We start from the raw sequence: 19,608 nt of genomic DNA, 5'->3' as shown, positions 1-19,608 counted from the left end.
CCGGTCCACAGCAGCCCACCACCGAACGAGGCAATGATGCGCAGCACCCTCCTCGCCGACGCGCCCCCGATCCGCGAGCCCCGGCACGCACCCGTCGCCCACGTCACCCGGGGCGGCGTGGTCGAGGGAGTCCACTACGGCTCCGTCGTCGTCCTCGGCCGCGACGGCGACGTCCGATTGGGCATCGGGGACATCGACACCGCCTGCTACCCACGCTCGGCCCTCAAACCGGTCCAGGCCGTCGCCATGGTCCGGGCCGGTCTGCCGCTCGACGGAGCCTTGCTCTCCCTCGCGATGGGCAGCCACTCCGGCGAGGAGCACCACCTCGCCGGTACCCGGCTGATCCTCGAACTGGCCGGCCTCACCGAGGACGACCTGCGCAACGTCCCCGACCTGCCGTACGCCCCGGCGGTCCGGGACACCTGGGTGCGCCAGGGCCGCGGGCCTTCCCGGCTCGCCCAGAACTGCTCCGGCAAGCACGCGGCCATGCTGTACCTGTGCTGGCTGTCCGGCTGGCCCCTGGAGACCTACCTCGACCCGGCCCACCCGCTCCAGAGGGCGATCGCCGAAGCCGTCGGGGAACTCACCGGACAGCACATCGCGAACGTCACCGTCGACGGCTGCGGATCCCCGCTGTTCGCGGTGTCCTTGCACGGCCTGGCCCGCGCCGCCGCCCGCATCGCCACGGCCGCGCCGGGCACCGCCGAGCGCCGTGTGGCGGACGCGCTGCGCGCCCACCCGGCGATGGCCTCCGGCACGGGGCGGGACACGGCCGAACTGATGCGCGCGGTGCCCGGACTGCTTGCCAAGGACGGCTTCGAGGGCGTCCAGGTCGCCGCACTGCCCGACGGCCGGGCCGTCGCCGTGAAGATCGCCGACGGGGCGGACCGGGCGCGCGTCCCCGTGACCGCCGCCGCCCTCGCCCGCGCCGGAGTCGACCCGCGGCTGCTCGTCGGGTTCCGGGGCGAGCCCACGACCGGCGGCGGCCGGCCGGTCGGCGGCATCCGGCCGGTGGCGGCGCTCGCCCCGCCCGGCGCCCGCGCCACCACCTGACCCCAATCCCCGTTCACCATCCCTGCCCCCACCTCAGGAAGAGGGCCGCACACCCATGACCGCCTCCACCCGCAGCGAACACGACCTGCTCGGAGACCGCGAGGTCCCCGCCGACGCCTACTGGGGCGTCCACACCCTGCGCGCCACCGAGAACTTCCCCATCACGGGCACGCCCATCTCCGCCTACCCGCACCTGATCGTCGCCCTCGCCGCCGTCAAGGAGGCCGCAGCCCTCGCCAACGAGGAACTGCGCCTGCTGGAGCCCGCCAAGGCGGCCGCCATCGTCGCCGCCTGTCAGGAGATCCGCGGCGGCAAGCTCCACGACCAGTTCGTCGTCGACGTCATCCAGGGCGGCGCCGGCACCTCCACCAACATGAACGCCAACGAGGTCATCGCCAACCGGGCGCTGGAGCTGCTGGGCCACGCCAGGGGCGACTACCGGCACCTGCACCCCAACGAGGACGTCAACCTCGGCCAGTCCACCAACGACGTCTACCCGACCGCCGTGCGGATCGCGACCGTCTCGGCGGTGCGCGGCCTGCTCGAGGCCATGGCCGTCCTGCAGGACGTCTTCGCCCGCAAGGCCGCCGAGTTCCACGACGTGCTGAAGATGGGCCGCACCCAGCTGCAGGACGCCGTGCCGATGACGCTCGGGCAGGAGTTCTCCGCCTTCGCCGTGATGCTCGACGAGGACCGCAGCCGGCTCGCGGAGGCCGTCGGGCTGATCCACGAGATCAACCTCGGCGCCACCGCCATCGGCACGGGCCTCAACGCCCCGGCCGGATACGCCGAGTCGGCCCGCCGCCATCTCGCCGACATCACCGGTCTGCCCCTGGTCACCGCGCCCGACCTGGTCGAAGCCACCCAGGACTGCGGTGCGTTCGTCCAGATGTCCGGCGTACTCAAGCGCATCGCCGTCAAGCTCTCCAAGACCTGCAACGACCTGCGCCTGCTGTCCTCCGGGCCGCGCGCCGGACTCGGCGAGATCAACCTGCCGCCGGTACAGGCGGGTTCGAGCATCATGCCCGGCAAGGTCAACCCGGTGGTCCCCGAGGTCGTCAACCAGGTGGCCTTCGAGGTGATCGGCAACGACGTCACCATCACCATGGCCGCCGAGGCCGGCCAGCTCCAGCTCAACGCCTTCGAGCCGATCATCCTGCACTCGCTGTCGAAGTCCGTCACCCACCTGCGCGCCGCCTGCCTCACCCTCGCCGAGCGCTGCGTGGCCGGCATCACCGCCAACACCGAGACCCTGCGCGCCACGGTCGAGAACTCCATCGGCCTGGTGACCGCCCTGAACCCGCACATCGGTTACACCGCCGCCACCGGCATCGCCAAGGAAGCCCTCGCCACCGGCCGGGGCGTGGCCGAGCTCGTCCTGGAGAAGGGGCTGCTCCCGCCCGAAAGGCTCGCCGCCCTGCTGCGGCCCGAAGTGATCGCGGGAACCGGCGCGGCCGGGGCCTGACCGGCCGTCCGCGGGAGAGGGGTCGGCGCGCGCTGGAAGACCGCACGGCCCGGGGCCCGGGCCGACTACGCGCCCACCGGGACCGGCGCCGGGATCCAGCAGTTCGCGGACGGCTCGGCCGACTTCGCCGTGGTCGACCGGCTCCTGACGCCGGCCCAGACCGAGTCCGCAGCCGCCCGCTGTCCCCGCGGGAAGCCGGTCCAGCTGCCGCTCGGCGTGCTGCCCGTGGCCGTCGTCGTCAACCTGCCGGGGGTGGAATCGCTCACCCTGGACGCGCCCACCCTCGCCCGGATCTTCCGGGGCCAGATCACCCGCTGGAACCACGCCGAGATCGCCGCGGCCAATCCGGGCCGGCCCCTGCCCGACACGGCGATCCAGGTGGTGACCCCGACCGACGAGTCCACCACGACCCTGACCTTCACCCAGTACCTCTCGACCGTCGTGCCCACCGGCTGGGGCAGCATCCCCCAGTCCTCCCTGGCCGCCGTCGGCAACGGTCCGGGCGTGTCCGGCAGCGCCGTGGCCCGGACGGTCAAGCAGACCGCCGGGGGCGTCTCGTTCACCCGCCCCGGCGGCGAGGCCACGGGCCTGACCACCGTCAAGATCGCGACCGGCGCGCCCGAAGCGGTCGCCGTCGGCCCGGACTCGGCCGCCAAGGCCGTGGAGAGCGGCCGGGTCACCGGCACCGGGGCGGACCTCACCGTGGAGCTGGACTACGCGACCAGGGCCGCGGGCGCCTACCCGATCGTGCAGCTCGCCTACGCCGTGGTGTGCGACCGGGGCGACAACGGCGAGGCCCTGGCGCGGTACCGTCCCTTCCTCGTCTCCGCCGTGTCCGAACGGGAGCAGCGCGCCGCCGCCGAGAACGGCTACGGCACGCTGCCGCCCACGCTCGCGCAGAAGGTCCGCGAGAACCTCGCCGTCCTCGGCTGAGCGGCCGTGAGTCCGGAAGGCTCAGCAGCCTCCCGATTCCCTTGCGACGACCTCGCGGAAGGCTCGGGCGGGGCGGCCGGTGAGGCGCTCGACGGTGTCGGTCACGCGGTCCTCGGCCCCCTCGGAGACGGCCCGGTCCATGTCGGCCAGCATCGTGGCGAACGCGGACGGCATCAGGCGGGCGAGCCGGTCGCGCACCTCCTCGTACGGCCGGGGCCGGTGGATGACGGACCGGCCGGTGACCTCCGCGATGACGGCGGCGACATCGTCGTGGCTCAGCGCCTGGGGTCCCGTGAGGACGAGGTCCGTGTCCGGGGACCGGGCGTCGGTGAGGGCGCGGACCGCGACGGCGGCGATGTCGTCGGCGTCGACGAAGCCGATCCGGCCGCTGCCCGCGGCGGTCTCGAAGGCGCCGTCGGTGCGAATGCCGTGGGCGTGCAGGTGGTCGCCGGTGAAGTTCTGCATGAACCAGGACGGCCGCAGGACCGCCCACTCGTCGAAAATGCCCGGCAGGGCCGCGTGCACCCGGCCCGTCGCCGGACCGCCCTCCGGGATGGAGGAGGCGCTCAGGAGCACCGCGCGCCGTACGCCCCGGGCGCGGGCCCGGCGCAGGAACGGGAGGACCACGGCCGCGGGGTCGGGATCGCCGACGGGCGGGATCACATAGAGGCGGTCGACGCCGTCGAGGGCCGTGTCATGCGTGCCCGGGTCGTACCAGTCGAAGCGGACCGGCTCGGCTCCGGCCACCGCGGTGCCCTTGCGGCCGGCCGCCTTGACCGCGTGGCCCGCGGCGGTGAGCTGCGCGGCGGTCCGGCTGCCGGTGGTGCCGGTGGCACCGATGACGAGCGTGGTGGTATGCGCGACGGTCATCGGCTGCTCCCGGCGGGTACGTTGCCGGCTTCGGGGGCCGAGGGGACGGCGAGGGGGTTCCAGTAGTCGCGGTATGCGGTGAAGCGGCCGCGGTCGACGGTGACGACGGCGATGTACGTCATGTCGTAGGGGCCGCCGGTCCGCACCAGCCGGCCGGTGCCGCGCATTTCGACCACGATGGTCCGCGGGTCGGCGGTCTCGTGGATGCGCAGGTCGGCCTCGGGGAAGTCGTGGAGGTCGATGTGCTCCGGGTAGGGGCGCATATAACGGTCGATGGCCCGCCGCCCCTCCAGGCGGCTCGGCCGCCCCGGGGGCGCGAACGGGAACTCCATCACCCCGTCCTCGGCCCACAGGGCCACCCAGCCGGAGATGTCCTTGGCCAGCAGGAGTCGCAGGCCGTGGCGGTACAGCTCGGCCGGGGAAGTCGACACGGGTACGGACATGGGCATCCTCCACCTCATAGAATACGGACCGTGGGTCCGCTTCAACGATACGGACCCCGGGTCCGTTTTTCAATTGGAGGAACCGCGTGCCCGAACCCGAACGCAAGACCCGCAAGGACGCCGTCCGCAACCAACTGGCCGTCCTGGAGGCCGCGGACGCCCTCTTCGCCCGCTCCCAGAGCCCCGAGGACCTCACCATGGCCGATGTCGCGGCGGCCGCCGGCGTCGGCAAGGGGACCGTCTTCCGCGCCTTCGGCGACCGCGCCGGCCTGCTGCGGGCCCTGTACGAGGCCCGGCTCGAACCCGTCCGGGAGGCCGTCGAGGCGGGGCCCCCGCCGCTCGGGCCCGGCACCCCGCCGCAGGAACGCGTGCCCGCCCTCCTCGACGCGGTCCTGTGCTTCAAACTCGACAACCGCCGCCTCGCCCTCGCCCTGGAGGCGAGCGGGGGCGGCGCCGCCCTCTACCAGGCGGAGCACTACGAGCGCTGGCACGGCCTGCTGCGATCCGTACTGGAGGAGATCCCCGGCCTCACCGACCCCGGCTTCACCGCGCACGCCCTGCTCGCCGCGACCCGGGCCGACCTCGTCGAACGCCTCGCCGGCCAGGACGGCGTCCCGCGCGAGGACCTCCGCGCCCGCCTGGCGCGCTACGCGGCCCGGATCGTCGCCGGCTGACCGGTCCGGCCCGGGCCGGTCAGGGTGTCGGCGGGGGTGTCATGTCCTTCTGGGCCGCCGCCGGGAGGTTGTAGACGTGGTCGGGGGTGAGGACGCGGGTGAGCGCCTGGCCGAAGACCGTGCTCGGTTCCTCTTGCTGCGGTCCGTACGGGATGTCGGTGTTGAGGAGGACGACCATGGTCGCCTGCTGTCCGGGCAGGTACATGGTGAGGGACTGGTAGCCCGGCAGCGAACCGTTGTGGCCGATCCAGCCCTGCACGTCGAAGATGCCCAGGCCGTAGCCCGCACCGGGGATGCTGGTGGGCGGGGTGTCGAGACGCTGCTTCTGCATCTCGGGGCTGACCATCCGGGTGCCGTCGGGGAAGACGCCGGTGGCCAGGGTCTTGGCCCAGATCCGCAGGTCGGGCAGGTCGGAGATCATCGCGCCGGCGGCCCAGCCCCAGGACGGGTTCCAGTCGGTGGCGTCCTCCGTCTTCCCCGTCGCCGTCTGCTGGGTGTAGCCGTGGGCGTGCGGGGTGGGGAACGAGGCGTCGTCGGGGAAGCTGGTGCGGCTCATCCCCGCGGGACGCAGGATGTGGTCGCGGATGTAGGCGGAGAGCGGCTGCCCGGATTCCTTCTCGACCACCAGCCCGAGCAGGATCAGGTTGGTGTTGGAGTAGTTGAACTGCGCGTTCGGCGCGAAGATCACCGGCTTGGGCGCCTTGAAGGCGTAGTCCAGCAGTTCCTGGGGGGTGTACCTGCGCGTCGGGTCGGTGGTGAGGGCCTTGTAGAAGGATTGCGTCGCGGTGTAGCTGAGCAGTCCGCTGCGCATGCCCGCGAGTTCCCGGAGGGTCACCTTGTCGCCGTTGGGGACGCCGTCGACGTACTTCCCGATGGGGTCGTCCAGGCCGACCTTTCCCTGCTGGGCGAGCTGGAGCAGCGCGGTCACCGTGAACGTCTTGGTCTCGCTGCCGATGCGCGAGTAGAAGTCGGCCGCCATCGGCTGTCGCGTGGCCTTGTCGGCGACGCCGAAGGCCCGTGTGTACTCGCCCTTGCCGGGTGCGGATATCCCGACGATGACGCCCGGGACACCGGTCTTCTTCAGCACGTCCTGGACGGCCCTGTCCAGCTTGGCGGCCGTCGCGTCGTCGAGGGCGGGGAAGCCGCCCGAGGGCGAGGGCTCCGCCGAGAGGGTCGCCTGGGGGGCGGGCTGCGGGGCATGGGCGAGGGCACTGGCCGCCGGGAGGGCGAGGAGGCCCGCCGCGGCGAGCCCCACGCAGGCCTTCCGGCACAGGCGCTGTCGCTTGTCTGCATGGCTCACGGCGACCTCCCTGCCCGACCCGGACCTCGCGTCCTTCCCAGGTTAGGCGGGGCGTTATCCACCCGCACGGCGGAACGGCCGTCGCCAAGGCCGCTCGACCGGGAACCGGTGCAGGCGCTGGTACGCCACCTGCACCCGGGGTTGGGAGCCACCGGGTGTGATGGTCAGCGGCATGCCACCGTTGGAGTAATGGCGGCTCAGGGCTGTTTGGCCGCTCACTCTGGGCTTGTTGATCACGGTCGTGTCAGGAGACCGGTGTGCACAGGTCGCGTGAATGGATCTTTGAGCGGATTCGGCGGGACCGGCGTATGGATCCGACGGTGTCGGGACGAAACGGAACAGGGCAATCGCTTGGCAGTCCGATGAAGGCGCGGGCCGGGACCCTCTGGTTCAGGCCCACCTTGCGTGCGCTTACGGCTCTCATGGGTGCGGGGTCATTCGGTTTGGGCGCACTCGCAGTATTCGCAACTCAGAACGGGACCGGCGCGGCAGCGCTCATCGTGTTCGGGGGCGTCCTGCTTCTCGTCGCTCTGCTCGGCAGCCGCGTCGAGAGCCTTGAGTTCGGAGGGGCCACGCTGAGGCTTCGGGCTGCCGCAGCGGAGAGGTTCGCGCTGGCGGAAGAGTCCGAGCGCCGCGGAGACATCGCCACCGCTCGTGAACTGCGTGCAGAAGCGAGGGCCCTGTTGGACGCTGCGGGGCCCATCGCCGAGGACTACAGCTCAGCACGCGGCTCCATGCCTGCCGGCGCCTCGCGCACCCGGGCCTTGGAAGAGGTGATGGCCCGTGCGCGCCGCTTGGCACAGGAACAGTCCTTCGAGTCGGCCGAGGTCTTGCGCTGGCTGCGGGAGGGCACAGACGAGCAGCGCATCACGGCCTTGGCAATGATGCAGGCCAGACCTGAACTGCGGAACTTCGAAGCGGCTCTTGGCGCCATCACGCACCCGCGCACCCCGTTCGAGCAATACCACGCTATGCGCCTCGCGCTGCAAATGATCGACGAACTCGACACGGAGCAGGCCAGGAGGCTGGCTGGAGCAGTCGAGGCACAGAGGGGGGTCCGCTTCAGAAGGGACTCGGATCGGGTGCGGCTTCGCGAGGCGATCCTCCAGAGAGTGCCTGGGCGTCCGCCGAAGCGGTGACGCAGAGCTGCGGGCCGATCGGCACAGGCACAGGGTCGAACCGTCATCGAGGTCTCGTCCTCGTCGGACGAGAACGCCTGCCCGCCGGCGGTGGCCGTGCGGTCGCGCCTGCCGGTCAGCGGGTGGCCGGGAGGTGCGGGCGTCCGCCCGGGGGCGGCGCGGCGGGGTCGACCGTCATGGTGATGCCGGTCGCGGTCAGCACGCTGACCAGGGCGAGGCCGACGGCGAGCCGACGCGAGCGCGAGGGCTTGCGGTGCCGGGGGTGGGTCGACGGGTTCATCGCCAAGGTCAGGGTCCTCAGTAGGTGAAGCACTCGGAGTGGATCCGCCCGGAAGGGACTCCGGCACGGATCAGCGCGGCGGTCGTGGCATCGGCCATTGCGGGCGGCCCGCAGAGGTACACGTCGTGGTCGGACAGGTCGGGCACGAGCGAGCGCAGTGCCTGGGGGGCGAGCGGGTCGTAGGCGCCGTCGGAGCGGCCCACCAGGTAGTGCAGGGCGGCCTGACGCTCCGCGGCGATGGCTTCCAGCTCGTCCCGCAGGACCAGCTGGCCGGCGTCACCCGCCCGGTAGAGCAGCGTGAGGTCACCGGGACCGGCGGGCAGCGCCTCGAACAGGGCGCGCATCGGGGTGATCCCGATGCCGCCGGCGATCAGCAGGACCTTGGGACGGGTGCGCCGCCTGCGGGTGAGCGCGCCGAACGGGCCGGTCGCCAGCACCCGGGTACCGGGGCGCAGCCTCCGCACCCGCCGGGAATGCGCGCCGAGCGCCTTGACCGTGATGCGCAGGCGGTCGTCGCGGACGGGCGCGGACAGCGAGAACGGCAGGGCGGTGTGCCACAGGCCGCGCCGGAGGAAGCGCCAGCGGAAGAACTGGCCCGGTTCGGCCTGGAGCTCGCCGAGCCGGCCGCCCTGGATGGTCACGGAGACCACGCCGGGGCCCTCGCGTTCGACGGTGGCGACGCGCAGCCCGTGCCGCAGGGCCTGGCGGACCGGGACGACGCCGCGGTACCAGACGAGCAGGACGCCGACGACGGTGTGCAGCAGGGCCCAGAACCAGGTGGTCAGGGAGGTGACGGCGATGTCGGGTCCGGCCAGCTGGTGGAGGGAGCCGAGGGCGGCGGCGAGATAGGTGAGCAGGTGGATGCCGCGCCAGGTCTCGTGCGGGATCCGGCGGCGCACGGCCCTCGCGGAGACCAGGCCCACACAGGCCAGCAGGGCCGCTCCGGCGCAGGCGGCGGCGACGGCCGGGTACCCGAGCAGGTCGCTGTTGGCGGTGAGCAGGTCGGTCCCGCTGCGCAGGGCGTACACGACGAGGGCGAGGAGGCCGTGGGCGGCGCAGAGCAGCACCACCCAGCGGCCGCCGAAGGCGTGCCAGCGGGCGAGGCGGTCGGCGCCGACGCCGTGCTCGACCGCCGGGACGCGTGCCATCAGGAAGAGCATGACCAGGATGCCGTAGCCGGCGAGGAGTCCGGTGAGGTGCGCGCCCGCGGCGATGAGGTCGTCGGGGCGGGCGGACGGCTGCACCTGGGCCGCCCACAACAGGACGACCGCGGCCGCTCCGGCGGCCAGGCCGGCCCGCAGCCGCTGGGGCGCGGTCTTCATCGGCGCACGCACGTCCCTTCCACCCTTCGACGGTCCGTCGGATCGGTTTGCCCCGCCCCCGGGCGGCCGGGGCCGCGGCCGCGCCGCCGGAGCAGAGGCCGGAAGGGCCGTCAGGGGCAATCGCAATGGCAACTATGTGCAAATTTTCTTGCGCCGGGCAATGACGATCTGCGCGGAATGACTTCCGTCACGCAAGCGGATTGGTAGGCGATGTCCCGTTATGGGGATGGTGGTGACACCCGCCAGGGGGATCGCAGGCAGGTCTTCTTCGCTCGTTCTGCTGTGCGTTCCTGCAGGACAGCGCACACACGGAACGGCCGCGTATCACGCTCGGGGGGGCTCACTTGGAGAACTCTTTACCGCCCGGGAGCAGGGCGGCGGGGCCGGGGCGCGGGGCGGTGGGCCGCGGAGCGGTGGGCCGCCGCCGCGTCGGTGACGTCCAGGAAGACCTGGTCCAGCTCGGGCCAGCACCGCTTCAGCTCGGTGCGGACGCGGACCATCGCGTCCTCGACGGTCTCGCTGTCGTACCCGGCCGTCAGGTCGATCCCGGCGGCGAGCAGTATCGCGTCCGGCCCCAGGCGCATGGTCAGCAGGGCCGTCACGGAGTCGATCTCGGGCTGCGCCTCGAGCATGTCCCGGACCCGGGCCTGCAGCTGGGGGTCGGCGGCCTCGCCGATCAGGTGGTCGCGGGCGCCCCTGCCGAGCACGTACGCCACGTAGACGAGCAGGATGCCGATGAGGACGGAGGCGCACGCCTCGTACGCCACCTGTCCGGTCGCCATGTGGAGCGCCATCCCGGCCATGGCGAGGAGCACGCCCACGCAGGCCGTCGCGTCCTCCGCGAGGACGGTCCGCAGCGCCGGATCGCGCGCCTGCCGCACCTCCTCGGCCGTCCCGTGCCCGGCGGCCCGCGCGGTGCGCCGCACCTGGAGGAGGGCGCGCAGCAGTGAGCCGCCCTCGGCGAGGAGTGCGACGGACAGGACGATCAGGCCGATCACGTAGCCCTCGTGCGATTCCCCGCCGCCGGAGCGGAACGCCTCCACTCCCTGGAACACCGAGAAGCAGCCTCCCGTGACGAAGATCCCGACGGCGGCGAGCAGCGACCAGAAGAACCGCTCCTTGCCGTAGCCGAAGGGATGCCGGGCATCGGCCGGGCGCCTGCTGCGGCGGACCGAGGCCAGCAGGAACACCTCGTTGAGGCTGTCGGCCACGGAATGGGCCGCCTCCGAGAGCAGGGCCGGCGAACCGGCGACGACCCCGCCCACGGCCTTGGCCCCGCAGATCGCGAGGTTCGCCGCGAGGGCCACCCACACCGTCAGCCGCGTCTCGCCGTCCCGGCCGCCGCCCGAGGGCACGGGGCCGGGGGCGCCGGCTCGGGGGTCCGTGGAGCCCTTCGGGCCCGTATGCGGGCGGGGGGTGTCCGCGGTGCTGTCCTGCCGTACGGCCATGGCTTGCTCCCTCACCCGGACTGCGGCGGTCGCCCGCGTGCGCGCCGTCCCTTCGCCGGTGCTCGCTGGGCCGCCGTTCAAACGTGGGCCCGGCGAGCGGCGGGGGCGGCGGCCTTCCGGTCATCCCTTGCTCGCGCCACTTGCTCCTCGGGTCCCTCCCCCGATCCCGCTCTCCCGGGTCCCTCGCGGGCCGTCGCCGGGACGAGCCCGGACGGGCGGCCGTTCAGGTGTATGCCGCGGCGGGCCGGGCAGGCGTTCGTCGACGGCCGGTGGCGTGCGCTGCACCTGCGCGGGCCGCGCCGTACGCGCCGTAGGTGAATCCCGCCGAGGAGCCGAGAAGGAGCGTTGCCGTGACACAGGCCCCCGATTCCGCCCCGCGCCGCGAGCGCGCGACGGCCGACCCCGCGCCCGAACCGCGCGAGCCGCAGCCGGTACCCCGCGACCCCCGACAGCCCCCGCCGACACCGGAGGACCCGCCGGAACCCGGCCGGGAACCCGGGCCCCCGCCCGTACCGGAACCGCCCGACTGAGCGGTGCCGGCGCAGGTCGCCACCCTGCCGCGGGTCTACCGACGTGGCTCGCGGGCCATCAGCACTTGAGGCCGGTCGAGGCGGTTGTCGAGGCCTCGTCCAGCTGCAGGACGGGCTGGGTGAGGTGCCGCCGGGAGGGGCGGCACCATGGTCAGCAGCTGGTGGGATCACGGCGCCCGAGCCGTCATGCACAGCTCGCCAGCACGGCAGCTGTGTTTGATAACCTGCCACGATGGACGAGGTGTTGGACAAGGGGCCGTTCTTTCACGGCACAAAGGCCGAGCTGAAGGTCGGAGACCACCTCACAGCGGGATTCCGTTCCAACTACCGGCCCGAAATCGTGATGAACCACATCTACTTCACCGCGTTGCGTGACGGCGCGGGACTCGCCGCCGAACTCGCCTCCGGCGACGGGACCCCGCGAGTGTATCTGGTCGAACCGACCGGGGAGTTCGAGAACGATCCCAACGTCACCGACAGGAAGTTCCCCGGCAATCCCACCCGCTCCTATCGCAGCCGGGATCCGCTCCGGGTCGTCGGTGAGGTCACCGACTGGACGCGACAGACACCCGAAGCTCTCCGCATGTGGCAAGACCGTCTGGCCGCAATCCGGCTGGATGACCGCGCCGAAATCATCAACTAGTGCAGCGCCCGAAACCGTTGCCGTACCGATCATGGATTCTGTCGATCGGACGGGAGTCTTGGTCGGGTTATCGCGGGCACCGCCCGGCATGAGAACAGCGCCTGGCGGTATCCGGGGAAAATCCAGAGGAGCGGACGGCCGCGCGCTGCTACCGTCGCGCGCTATGAGCTGGCTCCCCGACAACTTCGTCCATCCCGTCCTGGTACCGCTGCCGGGCGGTGGTCATCACCTGCGGCCGATCCGGGAGGCGGACACCCCGCTCGACTATCCGGCTGTGATGGGCTCGCGCGAGCGGCTGTGGACCATCTACGGGCCAGCCTGGGGCTGGCCCGCGGCCACCATGACCTACGAGGCCGACCAGGCCGACCTGTTGCGGCACGAGAAGGAGATCGCCGCACACCAGTCTTTCAACTACGCGCTGTTCGATGCGGCGGAGACAGCTCTGCTCGGCTGCGTCTACATCGACCCACCGGAGCGGGCCGGCGCGGACGGCGAGATCTCCTGGTGGGTGGTGGACGAGCTGGTGGGCAGCAAGGTCGAGCAGGCCCTCGACGAGCTGGTGCCGCAGTGGATCGCCACCGACTGGCCGTTCGAGCAGCCGCGCTTCCTCGGCCGAGAGATCTCCTGGTCGGACTGGCTCGCCCTGCCGGAGCTCCCCGACGCGTAAGTAGCTTTTACCGTAATCGCGGGTGCTCGGGAGTGTGACTGTCTGGCTCACCGCTTCGGAAACGCCGCCGACGATCGCCTGCGAGAGCGTCGGTATCCGAGCGACATGACGGACGCGGAGTGGGTGGTGGTGCGGCCGCTGGTGCCGGTGCCGGGACGCGGTCGGCTATCTCGTGGACAACGGCATCAAGTGGCGGGCGATGCCGGCCGACTTCCCGCCGTGGGACCGGACCGGGTCTGTGCGTTCTTCCGGCACTGGCGGGATCGCGGCCTGGTCCGGGAAGGCGGATGCCGTGGCCGGCGCCGGCACCCGTGGCTTTGACGGCGGCAAGCTGGTCAACGGACGCAAGCGGCACGTCGTGGTCGACACCCTCGGCCTGCTGCTGGGCGTGATGGTCACCGCTGCTGATGTGGGCGATCGCGCCGCTGCCCACATCCTGCTGGAACAGGTGACTGCCGCTCACCATCGCCCGGCCCTGGTCTGGGCCTACGGCAACCACACCGGCCAACTCGGCCTGAATACGTCGGCTTCCTCACAGATCGGCGGCTGTCTCCTCACATCCACCAGCCGACCGTACCGTCACGGGGCAAACGCTGTCTGACGCGGCACCAGCGCTTGCCGGGGCGCGGACGGCCCCTGCCGCGGGTACCTGCGGCGGCGGCCCACCGGCGCACAAGCCCGGAGAGGACCGACAGCCAGGCCGGCCGCCTTCGCCCAGGCTCAGGCGGCGCACGGCCGGCGACTGAGGTCGCTTCGGGGTGTTAGGACTTGTCCGGCCGATCATGTGACTACTCCGCATGTGGACATGGGGCGGGGTGATCTGACAGATGCCGAGTGGGAACGGCTGCGGCCGTACCTGCCGGTCAGCAACAGACGTTGTGGCCGGTGGCGGGATCATCGCCAGGTGATCGACGGGATTCTGCACCGCGTACGGACCGGCGTTCAGTGGCGTGACCTGCCCGAACGGTTCGGCCCATGGAAGACCGTCTACGAACGCCACCGGCTGTGGTCCGCAGACGGAACGTGGGAGCGTCTTCTTCAGCAGGTCCAGGCCGCGGCGGACGCGGCAGGTGAGATCGACTGGGACATCTCGGTCGACTCCACCATCGTCCGTGCTCACCAACATGCTGCCGGTGCCCGGTGCCCGCACCGAACCCCCGCCGGCACCGGCCTCAAAGGGGGCCGAGGTGACAGAACACCAGGACGAGACGCCCTGGCAGAGCCTCGCCGCCCGCCTGGTGGAGGTGGTGCTGGAAGTGAGGGCCTGGGCCGCTCGCGCGGAGGGTTCACCAGCAAGCTCCACCCGAGCGCGGACGGCCGCTGTCGCCCGCTGTCCCTGATCGTCACGCCAGGGCAGCAGGCGGACTGCACCCAGTTCAAGCCCGTGCTGGAGAAAATCCGCGTTCCCCGCACCGGACTGGGCCGTCCCCGCAAGAAGCCCGACAGCCTCGCCGCGGACAAGGCCTACAGCAACGGGCCCTGCCGCGATTACCTGCGGCGCCGGGGCATCCGGCACACCGCGGACGCCCACCAGGCTTCGACGAAGAGCGGTACAAGAAGCGGAACACCGTCGAACGGGCCTCGTCGTCCTCGTCCAACTCGGGCGCATCCGGGTCGCGCAGCGGGCGCAGGTGCCGGCCGGGGCGTACGGGGGACCGCGGGTGGTGTCCTGTCGCACCCAAGCTGACGAATTCTCGCCGGATCTCATCCGTGTGGTGGGATTCTCACTGTTTCGCGTTCTGGCCTGGCCATAGCCGTGCGGCCGTGCGGACCAGCCCGGCCAGGGTGAGGGAGCGGCTGTGCGCGGGCCAGGCGATGTGGGTCACGACGGGAGGTGCGTCGGCCAGGGGGACGGCCGCGTGCTCGGCCCACAGCCAGGAGCGGGCGGAGTCGGGGACGACCGCCACGGTGCGTCCGAGGGCGATCAGCTGGGCCAGTTGTGTCTGGTTGTGGATCTCGGGGCCAGGGCCGGGTGCGTAGGTGCCGCGGGTGGGCCAGCGGGCGAGCGGCAGACCGGGGACGTCCCTGACATCGGCCAGGGACAAGGTCTCGCGGGCGGCGAGGGGGTGCCCGGCAGGCAGGACGGCGACCTGCCCCTCGGCCGCCAGTGCCTCGCTGTCGAGCCCGGTGAGGGAGTTCCACGGCGTTTGCATGAGCGCAACATCGGCGCGTCCGTCGCGCAGCAGCTCTTCCTGCTCGCGTATGCCGCACGGCAGTACCTCGATCTCGGCACTGTCGGGCTCGGCAGCGTAGGCGTCGAGAAGCTTCCGCAGCAGTTCGTGGGACGCGGCGGCCTTCACCGCGAGGACCAGCCGACCGCGGGAGCCGCCGGGACTGTCGGCACCCCCGGCGCGCCGGGTGCGGCGGACGGCGGCAGCGGCCGCGTCGAGGGCCGCCCGGCCCTCCTGCAACAGCACCTCCCCGGCACCGGTCAGGCGGACACCACGGCGGTTGCGCTCCAGCAGACAGACCCCCAGGCGCCGTTCGAGCTGCTGGATCGCCCGCGACAGCGGCGGCTGGGCCATGCCGAGACGCTCGGCGGCGCGCCCGAAGTGCAACTCCTCGGCCACAGCCACGAAGTACCTCAACTCGCGGGTCTCCAGGGTGTCCACGGCCGCAGCATACGCGGTGATACCCGGCGGGTATGACAGGGCACCGTACCGGTGTTGGCCGCACCACCCGCCCACGGACCAACATCATCGGCATGAGCGAAACGACCACCGCGCTGGTGACCGGCGCGAACAAGGGCATCGGCTACGAGATCGCGGCCGGACTGGGCAGCCTCGGCTACCGCGTCGGTGTGGGAGCCCGCGACGCGACCCGACGCGAAAACGCCGTCGGCAAACTGCGCGCCGCCGGCGTGGACGCGTTCGGGGTACCACTGGACGTGACCGACGACCGCAGCGTCACCGCCGCCGCAGAACTGATCGAACGACTGGCCGGGCGCCTGGACGCACTGGTCAACAACGCCGGCATCCCGGGCGAAATGGGCCCGGGATGGCTCCAGGAGCCGACCACGCTCGACCTGGAAGTGCTCCGCACCGTTGTGGACACCAACGTCATGGGCGTCGTCCGGGTCACCAACGCGATGCTGCCACTGCTGCGGCGCTCCGCCTCCCCACGCATCGTCAACGTCTCCAGCAGCGTCGGCTCCCTGACCCGACAGGCGGACCCGGACACCGAGATCGGCCCCGTCATGGCGGCCTACGCACCGTCGAAATCTTTCCTCAACGCCCTCACCCTGCAGTACGCCCGACAGTTCGCCGGCACCAACATCCTCATCAACGCCGCCTGCCCGGGCCTGGTCGCGACCGACTTCACAGGCTTCCACGGACCGCGCACCCCCGCACAGGGAGCAGCCACCCCGATCCGGCTCGCCACCCTCCCCGACGGCGGCCCGACCGGTTCGTTCTTCGAGGACGAAGGCGTCGTCCCCTGGTGATCACGAACCCGCCGTGAATTCCGCAGAAACCAGATGCAACGGGGGCGTGCTCCCCTGGAGGCACCATCGGCCTGCGCCGGACTCCTCCACACGACGTACGAGACGGGACATGATGAAAGCGATACGACGCCAACTCCTCGGCGGACTTGCCATGGCATTCACCTTCGCCATCGGCATGGCGGCCACGCCGGCTTCGGCGACGGACGTCCCGAGGGTCACCAACGGCAACAGCGGTCTGTGCCTGGAGATCAGCGGGGAGTCGACGGCCAACGGCGCTCGCGCCACCCAGTGGGGATGCACCGGCAGCGCGCACCAGAGCTGGTACTTCAAGCAGGAATTCCCCTCCTTCCGCTGGAGGCTGATCAACAACAACTCGGGCAAGTGCCTGGAGATCGCCGACTGGCGCACGGACGACGGAGCACCTGCCCGGCAGTGGGACTGCACTGGTGGCGACAACCAGCTGTGGTACGCGATCGACTACCCCGACGACGGGACCGGAGCCATGGCCCTCGTCAACATCCACAGCGGCAAGTGCCTGGAGATCGGCGGCTGGAGCACAGCGTGGGGCGCCGGCGCGAGCCAGTGGAGCTGCCACAAGGGCGCCAACCAGCTCTGGAACGGCGTTCCGAGCTGGTAGAGCGGGGGCCCCGCGCGTCGGGCCGCGTGAGCACTTGTCTGGCCGATCCAGTTCGTAGCCAGATGGTGAGGGCTGCCGCTGTTGCGGTGCCGAGACAGATATAGCCGCGCTTGCTGTAGGCCTGGTCGGCCCCGAGACTGGCCGGCTTCTGCCGGGGCCTACCCGGCCCCGGCCGCGGCACGCGGATCTTCTCCAGGACGGACTTGAACTGGGTACAGTCAGCCCGCTGGCCCGCGGTGACGATCAGGGACAGCGGGCGGCAGTGGCCGTCCGCGCTCAGGTGGAGCTTGCTGGTGAACCCTCCGCGCGAGCGGCCCAGGCCCTCACCTCCAGCACCACCTCCACCAGGCGGGCGACCAGGCTCTGCCACGGCGTTTTCGTCCTGGTGTTCCGTCAGTCCGCACCCGGTGCAGAATCCCGTCGATCACCTGCCGGTGATCCCGCCACCGCCCACAACGCCGGTTGCTGACTGGCAGGAACGGCCGCAGCCGTTCCCCTGCGGCATCCGTCAGATCACCCCGCCCCATGACCACATCAACGACCTGGCCGCGAAGTAGTCACATGATCGGCCGGACAAGTCCTAGTGTCCTGAGTCTTAAATTTCCATATAGTTGAGGCATGACGCGCCCGGGACCGAAGCTTGCGCCGCTGGATTTGACTGATGCTGAGCGATCAGTGTTGGAGGGGTGGGTGCGGCGGCGTAAGTCCGCGCAGGACATGGCGATGCGGGCCCGTGTGATCCTGGCCTGTGACGATGTCGGGGAGGACGGCTTTCCCGTGTCGACGCGTGCGGTGATGGAGCGGGTCGGGGTGTCCCGCGACACCGTCTCGAAGTGGCGTAAGCGTTTCCTGGCGGACCGTCTCGACGGGTTGTCGGACGAGCCGCGTCCGGGCCGGCCCCGCACGGTGATGGACGAGCAGGTCGCCGATCTGATCGCCCGGACGCTGGAGTCGAAGCCGGAGAACGCCACGCACTGGTCGACCCGGTCGATGGCGAAGAAGACCGGGCTGTCGCAGTCGACCGTTTCCCGGGTGTGGCGGGCTTTCGGCTTGCAGCCGCACCGGTCCGAGACGTTCAAGCTATCCACGGACCCGTTCTTCGTCGACAAGGTCCATGACGTGGTGGGGCTGTATCTCGATCCGCCGGAGCGGGCGCTGGTGCTGTGTGTGGACGAGAAGTCGCAGATCCAGGCGCTGGACCGGTCCCAGCCGGTGCTGCCGATGATGCCCGGGGTGCCCGAGCGGGCCAGTCACGACTACGTCCGCGCTGGCACCACCACGCTGTTCGCGGCCTTCGACGCGGCCACCGGCAAGGTGATCGGGTCCCTCCACCGCCGGCACCGGGCCGAGGAGTTCAGGAAGTTCCTGAACAAGCTCGACAAGGAGATCCCTGCCGGACTCCAGGTCCACTTGATCTGCGACAACTACGCGACCCACAAGACCGCGGCGGTCAAGAAGTGGCTGCTGGCCCATCCCAGGTTCCACATGCACTTCACGCCCACCAGCTCGTCCTGGCTGAACCTGGTCGAGCGGTGGTTCGCCGAGCTGACGAACAAGCGGATACGGCGAGGAGTCCACAAGTCGGTCCAGGCGCTGGAGAAGGACATCCGCACCTGGATCGACTCATGGAACGAAGACCCCAAGCCGTTCATCTGGACCAAGACTGCCGACCAGATCCTCGAATCCCTCGCCTCGTACTGCCGACGAATTACCGACTCAGGACACTAGGGGAGGGTGAAGCGCCAGTTGTTGCTGGAGTGGTGCTGGCCCGGGGGGTATTCGTGCACCGTCTCGGCCAGGAGGGTGAAACCCACCGCACGGCAGACCGCGTTCGAGGCCTCGTTCGACACACGGGGGAAGGCGTGAACCGCTGCGCGACGGTGTGCCGAGGGGAGGGCTGCCAGGTGGGCAAGGAGGCCTCTGACGGAGGCCGTCGCCCATCCCTGGCGCTGGTACTCGGGGAGAACCCCCCAGCCCGCTTCAAAGATCGGCTCCCCCTCGTGCTCCTTCGGCGCGAAGGAGACCGTCCCCACGGTGTCTCCCTGCGGGGACTCCACTCGGAACACCCGGCCCTCGTGCGCAGCGTTCGCGCTCATGGCCGTCCAGCGGCGGTGGCGGGCGAGGAGGGCAGCGTCCGGTTCGGGGCCGCCCAGGTGGGTCGTCATCTCCGCGGTATTGCGCCGCCGGAGCAGCCAGAGGTCGTTGTCCGCCCAAGGGTGGAGCCGCACCAGTCTCGTCGTGTGCATGAGGTGAGGAAACAGTCCGGGCCGGCGATCCGCACCCGATTTTTGCGCTTCCCGCGTCGTACCGAAAGAGGGTGCACCGTCGTGTGGTGGTGGCCCTCGCCATCACATGATCGACCGGACACGTCCCAGAGCAGGAGCGGTTACGGCCGTCGGGGGGAACGCCGGCCCCTCACGGCTGGATGCCGACAGCCACAGCCTGCGTGGGCGCGCCGCCGCCTACGGCCGCCGCATCAGCACCCCGCCGCGCCGCGGGGAGCGGTCCGGGTTCCAAGCCCGTGCAACCCGGCCTGTCCGGGAGTGGTGCAGACGCTGGTGGCGGCGAACACACGGCTCCTGCTTGGGTACGGAGGTTCGTCTGGGAGGAGGAATCCTGCGCGCCAACGGCGATGGCGGGGTCGGCCGGGCCGAGTACAAGCCGATGATCGAGGCGTTCAGCGGCGGCCGGAGCACGGATACCGACACCGCCTTCGGCCGGATCGATTTCGACGGGGACGGGCCGCATCACCCGGGAGGAGT

At 71.3% G+C, this 19,608-nt stretch carries 18 protein-coding genes and 2 pseudogenes; 12 read left to right on the top strand and 8 right to left on the bottom strand.

Annotated features, from left to right (window positions below; translation table 11 throughout):
* Nucleotides 1–36: 36 nt before the first annotated feature.
* The 3 genes and pseudogenes from BX286_RS34035 to BX286_RS34025 form a co-directional block, all read left to right on the top strand.
* Nucleotides 37–1,053: an asparaginase gene (locus BX286_RS34035; RefSeq protein WP_079431482.1), complete on the top strand. Its 1,017-nt coding sequence runs from the start codon at nucleotides 37–39 to the stop codon at nucleotides 1,051–1,053.
* A gap of 55 nt (nucleotides 1,054–1,108) precedes the next feature.
* Nucleotides 1,109–2,518, top strand: coding sequence for an aspartate ammonia-lyase (gene aspA / locus BX286_RS34030; RefSeq protein ID WP_121017452.1), 1,410 nt, complete (start codon nucleotides 1,109–1,111; stop codon nucleotides 2,516–2,518).
* 54 nt (nucleotides 2,519–2,572) lie between these two features.
* Nucleotides 2,573–3,451 (top strand): annotated as a pseudogene (locus BX286_RS34025) (phosphate ABC transporter substrate-binding protein PstS); the annotation flags it as partial.
* Between the two features lie 21 nt (nucleotides 3,452–3,472).
* On the opposite strand, the gene BX286_RS34020 reads toward BX286_RS34025, so the two are convergent.
* Both BX286_RS34020 and BX286_RS34015 read right to left on the bottom strand, forming a co-directional pair.
* Nucleotides 3,473–4,321, bottom strand: a complete 849-nt coding sequence (locus BX286_RS34020; RefSeq protein WP_100864507.1) for an NAD(P)H-binding protein — start codon at nucleotides 4,319–4,321, stop codon at nucleotides 3,473–3,475.
* Nucleotides 4,318–4,764: a nuclear transport factor 2 family protein gene (locus BX286_RS34015; protein WP_100864508.1), complete on the bottom strand. Its 447-nt coding sequence runs from the start codon at nucleotides 4,762–4,764 to the stop codon at nucleotides 4,318–4,320. Before BX286_RS34015 ends, BX286_RS34020 begins: the two co-directional genes overlap by 4 nt.
* An 86-nt stretch (nucleotides 4,765–4,850) precedes the next feature.
* Between BX286_RS34015 and BX286_RS34010 the strand changes: the two genes are divergently transcribed.
* Nucleotides 4,851–5,438, top strand: a complete 588-nt coding sequence (locus tag BX286_RS34010; protein ID WP_121017449.1) for a TetR/AcrR family transcriptional regulator — start codon at nucleotides 4,851–4,853, stop codon at nucleotides 5,436–5,438.
* Nucleotides 5,439–5,457: 19 nt separating this feature from the next.
* Here BX286_RS34010 and BX286_RS34005 read toward each other — a convergent pair whose 3' ends face one another.
* Nucleotides 5,458–6,738, bottom strand: coding sequence for a serine hydrolase (locus BX286_RS34005; protein WP_100864510.1), 1,281 nt, complete (start codon nucleotides 6,736–6,738; stop codon nucleotides 5,458–5,460).
* A 443-nt stretch (nucleotides 6,739–7,181) separates the two neighbouring features.
* Here BX286_RS34005 and BX286_RS34000 point away from each other — a divergent pair, with 443 nt between their 5' ends.
* Entirely contained in the window at nucleotides 7,182–7,877 is a 696-nt protein-coding gene (locus BX286_RS34000; RefSeq protein ID WP_148710322.1) for a hypothetical protein, read from the top strand.
* A gap of 115 nt (nucleotides 7,878–7,992) precedes the next feature.
* Here the strand turns inward: BX286_RS34000 and BX286_RS36855 are convergent, their stop codons facing one another.
* The 3 genes from BX286_RS36855 to BX286_RS33990 form a co-directional block, all read right to left on the bottom strand.
* Nucleotides 7,993–8,157 (bottom strand): hypothetical protein, encoded by a 165-nt coding sequence (locus BX286_RS36855; protein WP_159402052.1) that lies wholly within the window; start codon nucleotides 8,155–8,157, stop codon nucleotides 7,993–7,995.
* 17 nt (nucleotides 8,158–8,174) lie between these two features.
* Nucleotides 8,175–9,479 (bottom strand): ferric reductase-like transmembrane domain-containing protein, encoded by a 1,305-nt coding sequence (locus BX286_RS33995; protein WP_079423280.1) that lies wholly within the window; start codon nucleotides 9,477–9,479, stop codon nucleotides 8,175–8,177.
* A 356-nt stretch (nucleotides 9,480–9,835) separates the two neighbouring features.
* On the bottom strand, nucleotides 9,836–10,927 hold the full coding sequence (locus BX286_RS33990) for a cation diffusion facilitator family transporter (protein WP_121017446.1): 1,092 nt from the start codon (nucleotides 10,925–10,927) through the stop codon (nucleotides 9,836–9,838).
* Between the two features lie 762 nt (nucleotides 10,928–11,689).
* Between BX286_RS33990 and arr the strand changes: the two genes are divergently transcribed.
* From arr to BX286_RS33960, 4 genes and pseudogenes are all read left to right on the top strand, one after another.
* Nucleotides 11,690–12,100, top strand: coding sequence for an NAD(+)--rifampin ADP-ribosyltransferase (gene arr, locus BX286_RS33985; protein ID WP_100864513.1), 411 nt, complete (start codon nucleotides 11,690–11,692; stop codon nucleotides 12,098–12,100).
* Nucleotides 12,101–12,263: 163 nt separating this feature from the next.
* A complete protein-coding gene (locus BX286_RS33980; protein WP_121017445.1) occupies nucleotides 12,264–12,767 on the top strand; it encodes an N-acetyltransferase in 504 nt (167 codons plus the stop codon).
* A 172-nt stretch (nucleotides 12,768–12,939) separates the two neighbouring features.
* The gene (locus tag BX286_RS38160; protein ID WP_398898866.1) at nucleotides 12,940–13,368 is read left to right on the top strand and encodes a transposase; all 429 of its coding nucleotides are present in this window, start codon (nucleotides 12,940–12,942) and stop codon (nucleotides 13,366–13,368) included.
* Between the two features lie 204 nt (nucleotides 13,369–13,572).
* Nucleotides 13,573–14,399, top strand: a pseudogene (locus BX286_RS33960) (IS5 family transposase); the annotation flags it as partial.
* 92 nt (nucleotides 14,400–14,491) lie between these two features.
* On the opposite strand, the gene BX286_RS33955 reads toward BX286_RS33960, so the two are convergent.
* Nucleotides 14,492–15,379 (bottom strand): LysR family transcriptional regulator, encoded by an 888-nt coding sequence (locus tag BX286_RS33955; protein WP_121017443.1) that lies wholly within the window; start codon nucleotides 15,377–15,379, stop codon nucleotides 14,492–14,494.
* Between the two features lie 92 nt (nucleotides 15,380–15,471).
* On the opposite strand from BX286_RS33955, the gene BX286_RS33950 reads away from it, so the two are divergent.
* The 3 genes from BX286_RS33950 (at nucleotide 15,472) to BX286_RS33930 (ending at nucleotide 18,574) form a co-directional block, all read left to right on the top strand.
* On the top strand, nucleotides 15,472–16,209 hold the full coding sequence (locus BX286_RS33950) for an SDR family oxidoreductase (protein ID WP_100864516.1): 738 nt from the start codon (nucleotides 15,472–15,474) through the stop codon (nucleotides 16,207–16,209).
* A 151-nt stretch (nucleotides 16,210–16,360) separates the two neighbouring features.
* On the top strand, nucleotides 16,361–16,846 hold the full coding sequence (locus BX286_RS37720; protein WP_159036862.1) for an RICIN domain-containing protein: 486 nt from the start codon (nucleotides 16,361–16,363) through the stop codon (nucleotides 16,844–16,846).
* Nucleotides 16,847–17,464: 618 nt separating this feature from the next.
* Nucleotides 17,465–18,574: an IS630 family transposase gene (locus BX286_RS33930; RefSeq protein WP_100861852.1), complete on the top strand. Its 1,110-nt coding sequence runs from the start codon at nucleotides 17,465–17,467 to the stop codon at nucleotides 18,572–18,574.
* Here the strand turns inward: BX286_RS33930 and BX286_RS33925 are convergent.
* On the bottom strand, nucleotides 18,571–19,092 hold the full coding sequence (locus BX286_RS33925; RefSeq protein ID WP_079431483.1) for a GNAT family N-acetyltransferase: 522 nt from the start codon (nucleotides 19,090–19,092) through the stop codon (nucleotides 18,571–18,573). The two genes, BX286_RS33930 and BX286_RS33925, sit on opposite strands and share 4 nt — an antisense overlap.
* Nucleotides 19,093–19,608: the final 516 nt, after the last annotated feature.

Origin of the sequence: Streptomyces sp. 3211.6, from assembly GCF_003634815.1 — a bacterium.
Taxonomy (GTDB): domain Bacteria; phylum Actinomycetota; class Actinomycetes; order Streptomycetales; family Streptomycetaceae; genus Streptomyces; species Streptomyces katrae_A.
The sequence above is the reverse complement of the archived record's forward strand: the minus strand, read 5'-3'. Positions and strand labels throughout refer to the sequence as shown.

Coding starts and splice junctions, on each gene's coding strand:
- BX286_RS34035 (WP_079431482.1), top strand. CDS start 37: ATGCGCAGCACCCTCCTCGCCGACGCGCCCCCGATCCGCGAGCCCCGG.
- aspA (WP_121017452.1), top strand. CDS start 1,109: ATGACCGCCTCCACCCGCAGCGAACACGACCTGCTCGGAGACCGCGAG.
- BX286_RS34020 (WP_100864507.1), bottom strand. CDS start 4,321: ATGACCGTCGCGCATACCACCACGCTCGTCATCGGTGCCACCGGCACC.
- BX286_RS34015 (WP_100864508.1), bottom strand. CDS start 4,764: ATGTCCGTACCCGTGTCGACTTCCCCGGCCGAGCTGTACCGCCACGGC.
- BX286_RS36855 (WP_159402052.1), bottom strand. CDS start 8,157: ATGAACCCGTCGACCCACCCCCGGCACCGCAAGCCCTCGCGCTCGCGT.
- BX286_RS33995 (WP_079423280.1), bottom strand. CDS start 9,479: ATGAAGACCGCGCCCCAGCGGCTGCGGGCCGGCCTGGCCGCCGGAGCG.
- BX286_RS33990 (WP_121017446.1), bottom strand. CDS start 10,927: ATGGCCGTACGGCAGGACAGCACCGCGGACACCCCCCGCCCGCATACG.
- arr (WP_100864513.1), top strand. CDS start 11,690: ATGGACGAGGTGTTGGACAAGGGGCCGTTCTTTCACGGCACAAAGGCC.
- BX286_RS33980 (WP_121017445.1), top strand. CDS start 12,264: ATGAGCTGGCTCCCCGACAACTTCGTCCATCCCGTCCTGGTACCGCTG.
- BX286_RS33950 (WP_100864516.1), top strand. CDS start 15,472: ATGAGCGAAACGACCACCGCGCTGGTGACCGGCGCGAACAAGGGCATC.
- BX286_RS37720 (WP_159036862.1), top strand. CDS start 16,361: ATGGCATTCACCTTCGCCATCGGCATGGCGGCCACGCCGGCTTCGGCG.
- BX286_RS33930 (WP_100861852.1), top strand. CDS start 17,465: ATGACGCGCCCGGGACCGAAGCTTGCGCCGCTGGATTTGACTGATGCT.
- BX286_RS33925 (WP_079431483.1), bottom strand. CDS start 19,092: ATGCACACGACGAGACTGGTGCGGCTCCACCCTTGGGCGGACAACGAC.